A 14,568-nucleotide genomic window follows, 5' to 3' on the forward strand; every position below is an offset into this window, starting at 1 on the left:
TCACGTAGCGTCATGGTGTGGCGGAACCCCCTCCGCCCCGGCGGCACCACTCCCACATCACCGAAAGGGCGGCCCGTGGTCGAACGCAGAGCCCTGGACATGGACTCCCTCGCGGTCAGCGACCGGTTCCGGCTGTTCAACTTCACCCGGCGCGACGACCACGTCACCTACCTGTGGATCCTGCGCGCCATGGACCGGCTGCGCGAGGTCCACCAGGTGCAGGTGTCCCCCGACGACGTCGCCGCGGCCCTGCGCGAGCTCGCCGCCGCGCACGACCGGGTGCCCACGCCCGACCGCGGCCTGCGCGACCGGCTGGACGAACTCCACGCCGACCGCGTCGTGCACCGCTTCGACGACGCCTCCCGGGCCGGGAACCTGGTGCGCTACCGCAACCGCCAGTCGGTCTACCAGTTCAGCGAGCTGGGCTACTGGGCCTACCAGGCGGTGGAGAACCTGCTCGGCGCCCGCATCGAGGACGTCAACCTGTCCCGCCTGGTCTTCTCCGAGGTCCTGGACGACCTGCGCGCCCTCGCGGAGGCCAACCGCACCGGCCGGGCCGAGCACGTCCACCGCAGGCTCGCCCGCCTGGACTCGGCCATGGAGGACATGGGGCGCCGCTCGGCGCAGTTCCACGTCACCCTGGGTGAGATCCTGCGCTCCACCGACGCCTCCCCGGACGTCTTCCTGCGCCACAAGAACGCCCTGCTGGTGCACATGTCCGACTTCACGGCCGAACTCGACCGCCACCTGCCCCGCCTGGACCGCGCCGTCCGCGAGGTCGAGGAGACCGGCCTGGCCACCCTCCTCTCCCGCGCCGCCGACGCCGACGAGCGCCCCTTCATGGAGCGCGCCGAGCGCCGCGCCGACTGGGAGCGCCGCTGGCAGGCCCTGCGCGCCTGGTTCTCCTCCGACGACGCCGTCCCCGCGCGCGCCGCCGAACTGCACGCGGCCACCAGGACGGCCGTCTCCGGCGTGATCGCCCTGCTCCGGCAGATCACCGAGGCCCAGCGCGGCGGCGTCAACCGCTCCAGCCAGCTGCGCCACCTCGCCTCCTGGGTGTTCAACACCCCCGACGACGGCGCCGCCCACGCCCTGATGGGTGCGGCGTTCAACGTCCGCTCCGCCCGCCACCTCGGCGTCGCCCACGACGACGAGGAACAGATCTCCCCCGGCCTGACCTGGTGGGACGCGCCCGGGGTCGAGGTCTCGGTCACCCTGTTCCGCAGCGGCACCGCGCCCACGGCCGGCGTGCCCAGGCCGGTGCGGCGCAACCCCGGGGCCCAGGCGCGCCTGCGCGGCAAGCAGGCCGCCGACCGCGGGTCCGAGCGCAGGTCGGCCGAGCGCCTGGTCGAGGAGGGCGTCCACGGCCGTGTGCTGGACGAGACCGACACGCGTATCCTGCTGCGCCTGGTCACCCGCGCCCTGGAGGCGCGCACCGTCGTCGCCGGACGCCTCTCCTCGGCCTCCGGCGAGGGCGACGGCACCATGGTCCGCCTGGTCCCCGACCCGGCGGGCAGCACCGTGCGCACCAGCCAGGGCCGGATCCACCTCCCGGGCCTGCGCCTGGAGGCGACCGCCCACCGGACACGAACGAAGAACCCCTGATGCCCCGAACCTCCGCCCCCGCGGTCGCCCCCGCCGACCTGGGCTCCTACCAGCAGGCCGTGCGGCGCGTCCTCACCTGCGACCTCATCACCGCCTCGCGGCCCCGCCCCGGCGTCCTCGACCAGGTGCTGCGCTGGGCCGACGAGCTCGCCGCCGACCTCCGACGGCTCTTCGGCTACACCCTGATCGCCACGACCGACCACGTGCGCCTGGTCCGCGAGCTCGACGCCCTGGACCCCACCCAGACCCAGGCCTTCTCCCGCCGGGGCAGGCCCTTCGACCGGCGCAGGCTCGCCTACCTGTGCCTGCTGCTGGCCTCCTTCCAGCGCTCCCAGATCGAGATCAGCCTCGCCGACCTGGTCGCCCGCCTCACCCCCGCCGCCAACGCGGTCCGGGGCCTGGGCTACGACCCCACCGACGGATCGCACAAGGCCGCGCTGGTCGACGCCGCCCACTGGCTCCTCGACCGGGGCGCCCTGCACCTGTCCGACGGCTCGCTGGAGGCGTGGGCGGCCACCGGCGGCCAGGGCGACGCGCTCTTCGACATCGACCACGAGGTGTGCGAGGTGCTGTTCCGGCCGGCACGCCCGGTCCAGCACCTGGGCAGCGCTGCGGGACTGCTCGCCGAACCGCTGACCGCGGCCTCCCCCCGCGAGCAGGCGGCCCGCCGGGCCCGGCGCCTCCTGGTGGAGCGCCCCGTCGTCTACTTCGCCGACGTCGAACCCGAGGTCGCCGCCGTCCTGCGCGGGCGGGGCGCGGCCGAGGAGCTGGCCCGCGCCACCGGCCTCAAGGTGGAGCGCCGCGCGGAGGGGGTCCTGCTCGCCGACCCGGCTGGCACCTTCACCGACCGACCCTTCCCCGGGCGCGGCGGCGCGGTCAACCGCACCGCCGGGCTCCTGCTCGCCAAGGTCGCCGACCTCCTGGAGACGTCCCTGGCGGCGCTGGTGGCGCTGCCCGTGCCCCCGCTCCCCGCCGACCAGGCCGACCTGGTCCGCCTGGTCGACGCGGGCCTGCCCCGCGACGGGGTCGTCGCCGGACTCGCCTGGACCCCGGAGCCCCCCGGGGCGGACGACGGCGCGGGGCCGCCGGAGCGGCTGGAGGCACCCCTGGTCGAACGCGCCCGGTGGGAGACGATGATCCACGAGCTCTTCGCCGAGTTCGGCGCGGCCTCCTTCGGCGGCGCCTGGCAGCAGGACCCCTACGGCCTCCTGGACGCCGCCCTGGCGCTGCTCGCCGAGCTCTCCCTGGTCCGGCCGGTCCCGGGCGGGGCCCTGGTGCTCCCCGCCGCCTCCCGCTACCGCAACCTCCAGGGCGCGCTGCCCGAGCGGGCCGACAGCGGCCAGCTCCCCCTGGGGCTGGCGGACCCGGCGCCCGCGGAGGCCGCCCCCGCCGCCCCACCCCCCTCCGGGACCGCACCCCCCGACGACCCCGGGCCGACCCCCGAACCCACGACCGCCCACGCCCCCGCGGAAGGAAACCGATGACCTCCAGGAGCGACCGCTTCCGGCCCAGCCGCGCCGGCGTCATCAACGTCTGGGACTACGTCGACGAGGAGTTCGTGTTCGCCGACGGCCGCCTGGTGCTGCGCGGGCACAACGGCTCGGGCAAGACCAAGGCCCTGGAGGTGCTCTTCCCGTTCGTGCTCGACGGGTACACCGACGCACGCCGCCTCGACCCCTTCAGCGGCCAGAACCGCACCATGAAGTCCAACCTGCTCTACCGGGGCGAGGACTCCGCGTACGGGTACGTGTGGATGGAGTTCGCCCGCCCCGACGGCGACCGCACCGAGACCGCCACGCTGGTCATCGGCCTGCGCGCGCACAAGCACCGCGACGGCGTCAACCCCTCGTTCTTCGTCACCGACCGGCGCCTGGGCGTCGACTTCGGCCTGCTCGCCTCCGACGGGCGCCCGCTCACCGAACGCCAGCTCAAGGGCGTCCTGGGCGACGCCGCCTGGCACGCCACCGCCGCGGACTACCGCAAGGCCGTGGACGCACGCCTCTTCGGGCTCGGCGAGCGCTACACCCAGCTCCTGGACCTGCTCCTGGCGCTGCGCCGGCCCCTGCTGGCCAAGGACCTGGACCCCGACAAGGTCTCCGAGACCCTCACCAGCGGACTGAGCCCCCTCGACGAGACCCTCCTGGACCAGGCCGCCCGCGACTTCACCAACCTGGCCGCCGTCCAGCGCCGGTTCGACCAGGCGACCACCGCCCACGCCGCGGCCACCGCCTTCGCCGGCGAGTACGCCTCCTACCTGGACGTGCACGCCCGCCACCGGCTCGCGCGCCTGCGCGCCGCCACCGGCCACGCCGCCGAGCAGGCGGCGGCCGTCACCGAGGCGCGCGGGACCCGGGAACGGGCCGCCGTCGAGCACGCCGCCGCCACCGCGAGGTCCGAGGAGCTCGACGCCCGCGTCCGCGAGCTGGCCGCGCGCAGGAGCGGGCTGGAGGCCGACGACGCGTTCCGCAGCCACGCCGCCCTGGAGGTCGAGCGCGCCCACAGCGCGGAGACCGCCCGCGAACTCCGCGATCAGCAGGCCCGCCTGGACGTCCAGGCGGGCGAGGTGGGCGCCCTGCGCCGCGAGGCCGACCAGGTCGCCGACGGCCTCGAACGGGTACGCGCCCGCACCGGCGAACTCGCCGCGGAACTGGCCGAGGCCGCGGACCGGGCCGGCCTGGCCCACGACGGGGAGGGTCCCGCCGACAGCGGTGACGACCTGCCCTCCGCGGCACGGGCCCGCGCCACCGCCCGCCGCGCCGACGTGGACGCGGTGCGCGAACGCCTCCGCGGGCTCGCCGGGGCGGAGACCGCCCGCGCCGCGGCCGACCGGGCCGCCGCCCGCGCCGACGGGCGGCTCCAGCAGCGCGAGCAGGAGTGCCGGGAGGCGGACGAGGCCCTGGCCGCCGCGCGCGGCGCCGCCGCCGACGCCCTCGCCGCCTGGGCCGGGCACTGGGCGCAGGGCCCGGACCCGGTCACCGGCGCCGCCTGCGTCCAGGCCCTGGAGCAGGCGCTGGAACGGTTCGGCGAACCCGGCACCCCCGCCCTGGCCGAGGTCTACGGCGAGCACACCGACCAGCAGCGCCTCGACGCGGCCGGCCGCGTGCGCACCCTGGAGGACCGCAGGGAGCAGCTGGACGGGGAGACCGCGCGCCTCACCCGCGAACGCGCGGACATCGCCGCCGAGCGCGACGACGCCCCGCCCGCCGACCACCGGCGCACCGCGTCCCGGGAGGGCCGCCCCGGCGCCCCGCTGTGGCGGCTCGTCCGGTTCGCCGACACCGTCGCGGACGCCGACGCGGCGGCGGTCGAGGGCGCCCTGGACGGCGCCGGGCTGCTCACCGCGTGGGTCCACCCGGACGCCGACGCCACCCGGGAGGCCCTGGAGGCGGGGGAGGCCGACGCCTACCTCCTGCCCGCCGGAGACACGGTCGAGGGCGGGGGCCGCACCCTCGCCGACGTGCTCGTCCCCGAGCAGCAGGACCTGGTGCCCCGGGATGTGATCGCCCGCGTCCTGGCCTCGGTCCGTCTGGACGGCGCCGACGCCTCCGGGCCCTCGGGGTCCGCCCCGGCGGCGCACGCCGTCACCGCCCGGGCCGGGTTCGCCCAGGGCCTCCTCGTGGGGTCCTGCCCCAAGGACGTCCCCGAGTTCATCGGCGCCACCAACCGGGCCCACCGCCGCCGCGAGCGCCTCGCCGCCTGCGACGCGCGCCTGGCCGAACTCGCCGAGCAGGGCGCCCTGCTCTCCGACGACCTCGACCGCGCGGGCGAACTCCTCAAGGCCTTCACCCGGGCGAGGTCGGCCCTGCCCGACACCGCCCCGGTCGACCGCGCCGTGCGCCGTGTCGAGCACCACTCCACCCTCCTGGCCTCCGCGCGCGGCGAGAGCGAGGAGCGGCGCCGCGCCCTCGACTCCGCCGTCGCCGAGGTGGACGCCCACCGCCACCAGGTGCGCGCGGTGGCCGCCGAACGTGCCATGCCCGTGAGCCCGGAGGCCGTCGAGGCCGTGGCCACGGCCGTGGACGACTTCGCCGCCGCCGCCCGCGACCTCCACGCCGCCCGCGCCGAGGCCGCCCGGCACACCGCCGACCTGGACGGGCGCCGGGAGACCATCGCCCGGCTGGGCGGCCGGCTGGAGGAGGACCGCGAACGCCACGAGGAGCGCCTGCGCGAGCACGAGCGGGCCGTCGCGGAGCTCGCCGCCCGCGAGGAGGGCATCAGCGCCCCGGTGCGCGAGATCATGGCCGAGCTGGAGGCCGTGCGGGGGTCCCTGCGCGGGGCCGAGGCGGAGCAGCGCGAGGTCCGGGCGCGGGCGTCCTCCGCGCACGAGACGATGATCCGCGCCGACCGCGACCTCGAACACGGGCAGAAGGCCCTCACCGACGCCTTCACGGCCCTGTACGAGCACGCCGACTCCTTCGCGGCCCTGACCCACCCCGACCTGCGCGCCACCCTGGGGGTGGAGCCCGGGACCGCCTGGCCGGACCGGGGGCTGTGGCCCGAGCCGGAACAGGCCGCCGGGAAGGTGCTCGCGGAGGGGGACGCCGACCCCGGGGACGCCGTCCGCGCCGTCCTGCCGCCGGCCGCGGTGGCGCTGACCGACGCCTTCGCGCGAGCGGTCGACCCGGGCCGCGCCGTGACCGACGGCGACCTCAAGTCCGCCTCCACCCGCGTCTCCAACGCCCTGCGCGCCTTCCAGGACGCCCTGGGCGGCGACGCGGAGGGCTACCGCGTCGACCACGACTTCGGCACGAGCGGGATCATCACCGTGTTCGTCAACGACGAGACGGGCCGCAACCCGGTCTCCGCCTTCGCGCGCACGATCGCCGACCGCGTCGAGGACCAGGGCGCGCTCCTGCGGGAGGAGGAGCGCGGGGTCCTGGAGGACGAGCTGCTCAGCGGTATCGCGCAGCAGATCCACGAGCGCGTGCGCGTCGCCCGCGACCTGGTCGCCGGCATGGACCGCGACACCCGCTCGCGGCCCATGTCCTCGGGCACGCGCATCGGCATCCGCTGGAGCCGCTCGGACCGCCTCACCGAGGACCAGGCCCTCGCGGCGCAGCTGCTCAAACGCGACGCCGCCGGCCTGGGGCAGGCGGGCCTGACACGTCTGCGGGAGGTCCTGCGGCAGATGATCCGGGCCCACCACGCCGCCCACCCCCGCGCCACCTACAAGCAGGTCCTGGCCGCGGTGCTGGACTACCGTGCCTGGTACCGGTTCGAGCTGCGCATGGCCGTCCCGGGCCAGGACGAGGTCCGCCTCACCAAGAACAAGCACGAGCAGATGTCCGGCGGCGAGAAGTCCGCGGCGATCCACCTGCCCCTGTTCGCCGCCGCGAACGCCCTCTACACCTCGGCGTCCCCCACCTGCCCGCGGATGGTGGCGCTGGACGAGGCGTTCGCCGGGATCGACGACCGGTACAAGCCGGAGCTCATGGGGCTGACGGTCACGTTCGACCTGGACATGTTCATGACCGGGCACGACCTGTGGGTGCACTACGACAGCGTGCCCATGGCCTCCCACTACGACATGCACCACGACAAGGGCTCGCACACCGTCTCGGCGCTGTTCATGCTCTGGGACGGCGCCCAGACGATCGACGCCGACGCGGGGTTCGCCGGGAACGAGGAGCTCGCGGCGGAGCTCCTCGGGTTCACCCCCAGCCGCTACGCGCCGCTGTCGGCGGCCGGGACCCTCCTGGAGGACGCCGGCGGGTGAGGCGGTGGAGCGGTTCCGCTCCCGCCGTGCGCCGAGGGGCGCGCGGCGGGGGCGGTCAGCGCAGGTGGGAGGCGCCGTTGACGTCCAGGACGGCGCCGGAGGACCACACCGCCTCCGGCGAGGCCAGGTACAGGACGGCCGCCGCCACCTCCTCGGGCGCGGCCACCCGCCCGAACGGGCTCTGCGCGCGGACCTCGTCGGTGACCCGGTCGGCGACGCGCTCGGTCGCCACGAACCCCGGGGCCACGGAGGCGACGGCGATGCCGTGCGGGGCCAGGGCGGCGGCCAGCGACTGCCCCAGGGAGTGCAGCGCGGCCTTGCTCGCCCCGTAGGCCGGGTGGTCGGGCTCGCCCTTGTAGGCGCCGCGCGAGCCGATGTTGACGATGTGCCCCCGGGTCCCGCGGTCGATCATGTGCCGGGCGGCGAGGTAGCCGATGTTGGCGGCTGCCACCACGTTCACGTCCAGGGTGGCCCGCCAGGCCTCCTGCCACTCCTCGTAGGAGACGCCGACGACCGGGTGGGCCGTGTTGACGGCCGCGTTGTTGACCACCACGTCGATCCCGCCCAGGGCGGCGACCACCCCCGAGACGAGGTCGGCGGTGGCCGCAGGGTCGCGCAGGTCGGCGCGGAACAGCGCGTGCCCCTCGCCGGGCAGGCCGGCGAGGGTGCGCTCGGCCTCCTCCACGCTGTTCCCGCAGTGGACGGCGACGCGATCGCCCGCCTCGGCGAAGGCCCGGGCGACGGCCCGGCCGATGCCCCGGGCCGCCCCGGTGACCAGCACGTTCCGGTTCACCGGCCCCTCCCCGGGGCCGGGGCGGGCGCGGCGGGCGTCGGTTGATGAGGCATGGGCGGCATCCTAGCCCCCGCCCACGGGCACTCCCGCGGGCGGGGGAGGGCCCGTGGGCCGCGTGGGCAGGCGGCCCCGGCGCCGGGGTGTCAGGAAACGCCCCCCGGCCGCCCCTCCCCGGCGCGCAGGCCGAAGGGCAGGCCGAAGCCGGTCAGCCAGCCCCCCGCGCGGAGCAGGCGGAACACCTCGTGGGTGACGTCGTGGTCCGGCGCCTGGCGCGGCGGCCAGCCGAAGGCCTCCCCGATCGCGGACCAGCTGGGCCCGTGCCCGTGCTCGCCCCGGTAGGCGTCCACCCACCGGGCCACCTCCGCCTCACGGCCGGAGAGGAGGTCGCGCGCACGGTCGGCGACGGGCACGTCGAGCGGCGTGGTCGCCGGGACCTGCTTGGGAGGGGTCCTCGGCGGCTCGGGCCGCACGGCCAGGGGCTGCGTCAGCTCGGTCAGCCGCGCGGCCACGACGCCCCCGGCGGCCGAGGCGTCCTCGATCCACGACACCTCGGCCAGCCACGTGAGGAGTTCGGACAGCTCTTCGTCCCCGGAGAGGGCGCAGGCCGCCACGACGTCCCCGGCGGGCAGGGACACGGAACCGCCGGGGTCCGCGTGGAGGGCCAGGTGGGCGGCGACCAGCCGGAGCCGGTTGGGCTTCTTGCGGAGCTTCTTGTGGGCGAGCGCCTGGGAGAGCCATCCCGAGGCGCGGGACCGCACGCCGTTGCCGACCGTCCACAGGTCGCCCCGCAGGCCCGGCAGGTCGCACAGGGCGGGGTTGGCGGCGTCCGCCCCGATCACCGCCTCCGGGGCGGAGGCCAGCCACCCGGTCGAGGTCAGCTCGACGAGCGCGGCGTGCGCGTCCTCCAGGCGCAGCATCCGCAGGTCCTGGCCGGTGAAGTTGGCCCGCCCCGTGACGGCGCCCCGCACCGCGAAGGTCAGTCCCAGGAGGCGGCCGTCGGGGGTGGCGCCGACGCCCTCCGCGGCCAGGCGCGCCCACAGCCCGCGCAGGAGCGCCGCGTGGTGGGGGCCGATCGGCAGGGTGCGCTTGCGGTCGACCGGCACCTTGGCCTGGGGCTTGGCCAGTGCCTCCTCCCGTGCGCGCCTGCGCTCCTTCTTGAACGCCCGCAGCTCCGCGTTGGACAGCCTCCGGGGCGCGCCTCCCGGCGGGGTGGTGATGCCCTGCTCCTCGCAGCGCGCGCACTCCATGGCCGCGGCCAGGTCCTCGTTGGGCCGGAAGAAGTGGGGCTGCGCGATCTCGTGGGGCACGGGGGACGGGTCCCGCGCGTCACTGGTGGCGGTGTGCTGCGTCATGGTCAGGAGGGTAGCGACGAATCTGCGCCGGTGTCCGGCATCTGGCGAATTTGCCCGAGGGGCGCGCGGGAGCGGTTCCGCCCGGGGGAGTCCGACGGGGTCCGGCGGGGCAGGAACCCGGCATGGGTGAACTGGTGCTGATCAGGCACGGGCAGACCGAGTGGAGCCGGGACCGCCGGCACACCGGGTGGACCGACGTCCCCCTCACGGAGGAGGGCGTACGGCAGGCGGAGGGGCTGCGGCCCCTGCTGGAGGCCCGCGACATCGGGCGGGCGGTGGTCAGCCCGCTGGCGCGCGCCGTCCGCACCGCCGAGCTGGCTGGGCTGGGCGGCGGCGCGGCCGACCCGGACCTGAGGGAGTGGGACTACGGGGGCTACGAGGGGATCACCACCGCCGAGATCCGGCGCGGGCGCCCCGGGTGGGACCTGTGGCGGGACGGCGTCGTCCCCGGCGGGCCGGACCACCCGGGGGAGGCCGTGGAAGCGGTCGGCGCGCGCGTGGACCGCGTCCTGGAGGGGGTCGCGCGGTCGGTGGGGGAGGAGGGGGCCCCGGACGTGGCCCTGGTGGCGCACGGGCACGTCCTGCGCGTGCTCACCGCCCGCTGGCTGGGGCTGGAGCCGGGAGCGGGGGCGCTGTTCGCCCTGGGCACGGGCTCGGTGAGCACGCTCGGCCGTGAGCACGGCCGACCGGTGGTCACGTCGTGGAACCTGGCGCCGTCCGCCTGACCCGGCCCCGCAGGGCGCCTGACCCGACCCCGTCGGGCGCCGCCCGGCGGCGGGCCCGGGCCGTCACAGGCCCCGGAGCCGGGTCCGGCCCGCGGCCCCGCGCGCGGCGCGGGCCACCCGCGGGTCCCGGTGCAGGCGGCCGATCGCCTCCAGCGCGGGGACGGTGTCCGGGTGCCCGCACAGCCACAGGCGGTCGGCGCTCTCCAGGAGGGAGGCGTCGAGGCCGGAGGGGAAGGCGAAGTCGAGCGCGGCGGCGAGGTCGTCGGCCCCGGTCCCGGCGGCGGAGGCCAGGTCCAGCACGAGCCACGGGCCGAACCGGTCCAGGACCGCGTCGATCTCCTCCTGGGGGAGCATCCGGGAGGACAGGAGCACGAGGGCGGCCAGGCCCGCCGTGACGCGGTCGGCGTCGCGCAGCATCGCCCGCAGCCGTCCCGCCAGGCGTGAGCTGACCATGTGCAGGACCGAGGCCCCGGTCCGCCTGCGCAGGGTCAGGCGGGGATCGGCGACCGCCCGGACGATCTCCTCCAGCGCCTCCTCCGGGGAGCGCCGGGCCAGCCAGGGGTCGACCAGCGCGCCCTGGTCGGCCGCGCGGACGCGGGCCAGGGAGTCCAGGAACTCCGCGGCGCCCGTCACGGCGAGGTCCTCGGCCAGCGGGGCGCGGACACCGCGCCGGAGCAGCAGCCTGCGCACGCCGTAGCGGCCCAGGTCGGTCAGTTCGACGTCGGGGCGCTCCGGCTGGCCGGACGCCTGCGCGGAGGGGGAGGCGGGAGGGGCGTCCGCGCGCTCCCCGCGGCCGGGGTCCCCGCCCGCCGCGCGATCCGCGTGGGGCGGGATCTCCTGTTCCGTGCCGAGGATGACCGCCCCGGTGTCGGAGAGCTGCCACAGCAGGTGGAGCACCAGGTCCGGGTCCGGTTCGGGGCCGGCGGGGAGCGGGGGCGCTCCGGGGAAGGGTGGTGCGCTCGTGGCGAGCGAGGCCAGCGGGACACGGGCCCCGTCCTGTCCCTCGTAGAGGCGGAGCAGGACCGCGGGCAGCAGCTCCGGGCGGTGCCCCCACGGCGGATCCGGGTCGAGGAGGTCGGCGCGCGCGTACCGCACGGCGTCCTCGAACAGCCGCATCCACCAGTCCAGGACCTCCTCGGGGTCGTGGACGCGCTCCTCCAGCCCCGGAGCGGGGCGCGCCCGGGCGGTGTCGATCTCGATCATGCCCAGGACCACGGCCGCCTGCCAGGGGGCCATGAACTCGGCCGCGTCCGAGGCAGAGCCCAGGCCCCGCAGCCAGGCCACGCGTGCGCCGCGGTCGCGCACGAGCCCGTACGGCCACAGGCCGAACCGCTCGATCGCGGCGCGGGCGCTCTCCGGGCTCGGCACCCCGGGTCCGGAGACGGGGGTGGCCGGGGCGCTCCACCGGGCCAGGCGCAGGGCGTCGCACAGCAGGGGTGTGCCCAGGGCGACCTGGGCGAGCACCTGCGGTCGCAGCAGTGACACCGGCCGGACCGCGGCCCGGCCGGGGCCGCGGCGGTCCAGGTGCGAGGTCTCGTTCGACGCCATGTCCGCTCCCGGTTCTCTCTCGTGCTGTCCGACCTTCCCCTTCTACCGTTCCGGGGTCGCCCCGTGGGGCGTTTCGGGGAACAACGGCGGCCGGGAGCGCGAGGCGCGGGGCGCCGGCCGGCACCGGGGCGCCGCGGTCCTCGGGAGCGGACCGGGGCGGTCGCCGGACCCGCGGCCCGCGGCACGGGTCCGGCCGGGACGGGGGAGGGACGGTTCTCCCGCCGGCGGCGGGACCGGGTCGGTGCGGCGCGTGGCCGACCAGCGCCGACGCTGTCCCCCCGTGAGGGGGACGGTCCCGTCATTGAGGGTTGAGCAGGGGAAACTCGGGGCTCGACGGACCGGATCTGGCCCCGCTCCTGTCGCGGGAACCAGGCATGGGTTACGACGTGTCCCTGGGGTCACCGGTTCCACATTCGGCGGTTCCGATGGCGCGGACACCGGGGACGTTCCGCCGCCACCTGGGGAACAACCGTACCTTTCGCGCGCGGGGAGGACGGGGCGCCCGTGCCCGGGAGTGTCCTACCGGGGGGTTGACATGTCGGCAAAAGGCATATTGGCTAGGCCACTGAGCCATATGAGCCAGATCACAGCCCTGCTTTCCGTCTGATCGGTACACGACATGACCCCGCAACTCCTCACCATCCTCGCCCTCCTGGCGATGTTCGTCATCGCCACGGTCCTGCCGATCAACATCGGCGCCCTCGCCTTCGTCGGGGCCTTCCTCGTCGGCGTCCTCGCCCTGGGCATGGACACCGACGCCATCCTGGGCGGTTTCCCCGCCGACCTCTTCCTCACACTGGTCGGCGTCACCTACCTCTTCGCCATCGCCAAGAACAACGGGACGATCGACCTCCTCGTACGCGCCGCCACGCGGCTGGTCGGCGGCAGGGTCGTCGCCATCCCGTGGATCATGTTCGGCATCAGCGCCCTGCTGACCGGCGTGGGCGCGCTCAGCCCCGCGGCGGTGGCCATCGTCGCACCCATCGCCCTGGGCTTCGCCGTCAAGTACCGGATCAACCCCCTGCTCATGGGCATGATGGTGATCCACGGCGCGCAGGGGGGCGGGTTCTCCCCGGTCAGCGTCTACGGCGCGACGGTCAACGGCATCGTCGCCGACAGCGGTCTCGCGGTCTCGCCGCTCACCCTCTTCCTCGGCAACCTCGTCTTCAACCTGTGCATCGCGCTGGTCCTCTTCGTCTCCCTGGGCGGCAACCGCCTGGTCGGCGCACGGGCGCAGGAGTTCGAGGCCGCCGGGCGCGCCGAGGCGCGCACGGGCGCCGCCGCGGTCCCCGGCTCCGGCTCGGCCACGGCCGGCGGCTCCGTCGCCGTGGCCACCGGCGGCCCCTCCGGGACCCCCGCCGCCGACGCACCCGCGGACGGTCCCGCCGACGCACCCGCGGACGGCCCGTCGGGCGGACCCGTGCGGTTCGACCAGCTCGCCACCATCGCCGGCATCGTCGTCCTCGGCGTGCTCGCCCTGGGCTTCGGCCTCGACGTCGGCTTCGTCGCGCTGTCCGTGACGGTCGTGCTGGCGCTGATCTCGCCCAAGGCCCAGAAGAACGCGCTGTCCCAGATCAGCTGGCCCACGGTGCTGCTGATCACCGGCATGCTCACGTTCGTCGGCGTCATGGAGAGCGCCGGGACCATCGACTACGTCGGCGACGCGGCCGCCGGGCTGGGCGCGCCGCTCCTGGTCGCGCTCGTGCTCTGCTACATCGGCGCCGTCGTGTCGGCGTTCGCGTCCTCGACCGCGATCCTGGGGGCGACCATCCCGCTGGCGATCCCGTTCCTCATGATGGGCGAGATCAGCGCGACCGGCGTGATCGTGGCGCTGGCGGTCTCCTCCACCATCGTCGACGTCAGCCCCTTCTCGACCAACGGCGCCCTGGTGCTGGCCAACGCCTCCGGGGTGGACCCGGACAAGTTCTACCGGCAGATCCTCGTCTACAGCGCCATCGTGGTGGTGGTGGGACCGATGATCGCCTGGGGAGTGCTGGTCGTGCCCGGCCTGCTGTGACCGGGTCCGCACCGGCGGAGGCGCGGTGCGGGGCCGTACCGCGGCCGGACACCGGACCACAGGCTCGGCCTGTGGTCCGGTGCAGACTTACGGGGCGACCGGTGCGACCACCCGGGAGACCAGCACGAGGTGGTCGCGCATCGCGTCCGCGGCGGCCTTGGGGTCCCCCGCGTGGATGGCGGCGCCGATCCGCTCGTGGCCGTCGAGCGAGGCCTGGGGGCGGTCGGGCTGGGACAGGGACTCCAGGCGGGTCTCCCTGATCATCGGCGCCAGCTCGTTCATCATCCGCGCCAGGAGACGCGAACGCGCCGCCGCGGTGATCGCGGCGTGGAACCGCTCGTCGCCGGTGACGCCCCGGTCCCCGTTCTCGACCTCCTGGCGCATGAGCTCCAGGGCCGCGTCGATGGAGGCCAGGTCCTCGGGGGTGCGGCGCTCGGCGGCGAGCTCGGCCAGCTTGACCTCCAGCGCCTGCCGGGCCTCGATGATCTCCGCGCGCCGGTTGGCACGGTCGCGCAGCAGGGCGAGAACCCCCTGCTCGGAGACGGTCTGGCGGATGATCGCCCCGTCGCCGTGGCGGACCTCGATGACCCCCTGGACCTCCAGGGCCACCAGGGCCTGGCTCACCGAGGCCCGGCTGACCTCCAGCGCGGCGGCCAGTTCGCGCTCGGGCGGCAGCCGGTCGCCGACGCCCAGTCCGGCCTCCCGCATGTGTTCGACGAGCCGCTCCACGAGCTGCTCGTACAGACGGGGTCGGGCCGGCGGTCGGGGTCGGGATTTGGCAGGCACGCTCGGTGGCTCCTGTCTTCGCATCC

At 76.1% G+C, this 14,568-nt stretch carries 9 protein-coding genes; 5 read left to right on the top strand and 4 right to left on the bottom strand.

The window, feature by feature from the left end; translation table 11 throughout:
• The first annotated feature begins 75 nt into the window (after positions 1-75).
• The 3 genes from ACQPYD_RS11340 to ACQPYD_RS11350 are packed head-to-tail and all read left to right on the top strand — an operon-like array spanning position 76 to position 7,321.
• On the top strand, positions 76-1,605 hold the full coding sequence (locus ACQPYD_RS11340) for a TIGR02677 family protein (protein ID WP_433700948.1): 1,530 nt from the start codon (positions 76-78) through the stop codon (positions 1,603-1,605).
• A complete protein-coding gene (locus ACQPYD_RS11345) occupies positions 1,605-3,089 on the top strand; it encodes a DUF2398 family protein (RefSeq protein ID WP_433700949.1) in 1,485 nt (494 codons plus the stop codon). Before ACQPYD_RS11340 ends, ACQPYD_RS11345 begins: the two co-directional genes overlap by 1 nt.
• On the top strand, positions 3,086-7,321 hold the full coding sequence (locus tag ACQPYD_RS11350) for an SbcC/MukB-like Walker B domain-containing protein (RefSeq protein ID WP_433700950.1): 4,236 nt from the start codon (positions 3,086-3,088) through the stop codon (positions 7,319-7,321). The genes ACQPYD_RS11345 and ACQPYD_RS11350 overlap by 4 nt, the downstream gene beginning before the upstream one ends.
• A 55-nt stretch (positions 7,322-7,376) precedes the next feature.
• Here the strand turns inward: ACQPYD_RS11350 and ACQPYD_RS11355 are convergent, their stop codons facing one another.
• Together ACQPYD_RS11355 and ACQPYD_RS11360 are read right to left on the bottom strand one after the other, a co-directional pair.
• The gene (locus ACQPYD_RS11355; RefSeq protein WP_433700951.1) at positions 7,377-8,114 is read right to left on the bottom strand and encodes an SDR family NAD(P)-dependent oxidoreductase; all 738 of its coding nucleotides are present in this window, start codon (positions 8,112-8,114) and stop codon (positions 7,377-7,379) included.
• A gap of 143 nt (positions 8,115-8,257) precedes the next feature.
• Entirely contained in the window at positions 8,258-9,466 is a 1,209-nt protein-coding gene (locus ACQPYD_RS11360) for a hypothetical protein (RefSeq protein WP_433700952.1), read from the bottom strand.
• Positions 9,467-9,588: 122 nt separating this feature from the next.
• On the opposite strand from ACQPYD_RS11360, the gene ACQPYD_RS11365 reads away from it, so the two are divergent.
• Positions 9,589-10,191 carry a histidine phosphatase family protein gene (locus tag ACQPYD_RS11365; protein WP_433700953.1) on the top strand — a complete coding sequence of 201 codons (603 nt, stop codon included), beginning with the start codon at positions 9,589-9,591 and terminating at the stop codon, positions 10,189-10,191.
• 63 nt (positions 10,192-10,254) lie between these two features.
• On the opposite strand, the gene ACQPYD_RS11370 is transcribed toward ACQPYD_RS11365, so the two are convergent.
• Positions 10,255-11,739: a hypothetical protein gene (locus ACQPYD_RS11370; RefSeq protein ID WP_433700954.1), complete on the bottom strand. Its 1,485-nt coding sequence runs from the start codon at positions 11,737-11,739 to the stop codon at positions 10,255-10,257.
• A gap of 619 nt (positions 11,740-12,358) precedes the next feature.
• Between ACQPYD_RS11370 and ACQPYD_RS11375 the strand changes: the two genes are divergently transcribed.
• Positions 12,359-13,756 (top strand): SLC13 family permease, encoded by a 1,398-nt coding sequence (locus ACQPYD_RS11375; RefSeq protein ID WP_433700955.1) that lies wholly within the window; start codon positions 12,359-12,361, stop codon positions 13,754-13,756.
• An 87-nt stretch (positions 13,757-13,843) separates the two neighbouring features.
• On the opposite strand, the gene ACQPYD_RS11380 is transcribed toward ACQPYD_RS11375, so the two are convergent.
• Positions 13,844-14,485 carry a FadR/GntR family transcriptional regulator gene (locus tag ACQPYD_RS11380; RefSeq protein WP_433702018.1) on the bottom strand — a complete coding sequence of 214 codons (642 nt, stop codon included), beginning with the start codon at positions 14,483-14,485 and terminating at the stop codon, positions 13,844-13,846.
• Between the last annotated feature and the right edge of the window lie 83 nt (positions 14,486-14,568).

The organism is Nocardiopsis sp. CA-288880, assembly GCF_050955985.1.
GTDB classification, from domain to species: Bacteria; Actinomycetota; Actinomycetes; order Streptosporangiales; family Streptosporangiaceae; genus Nocardiopsis; species Nocardiopsis tropica.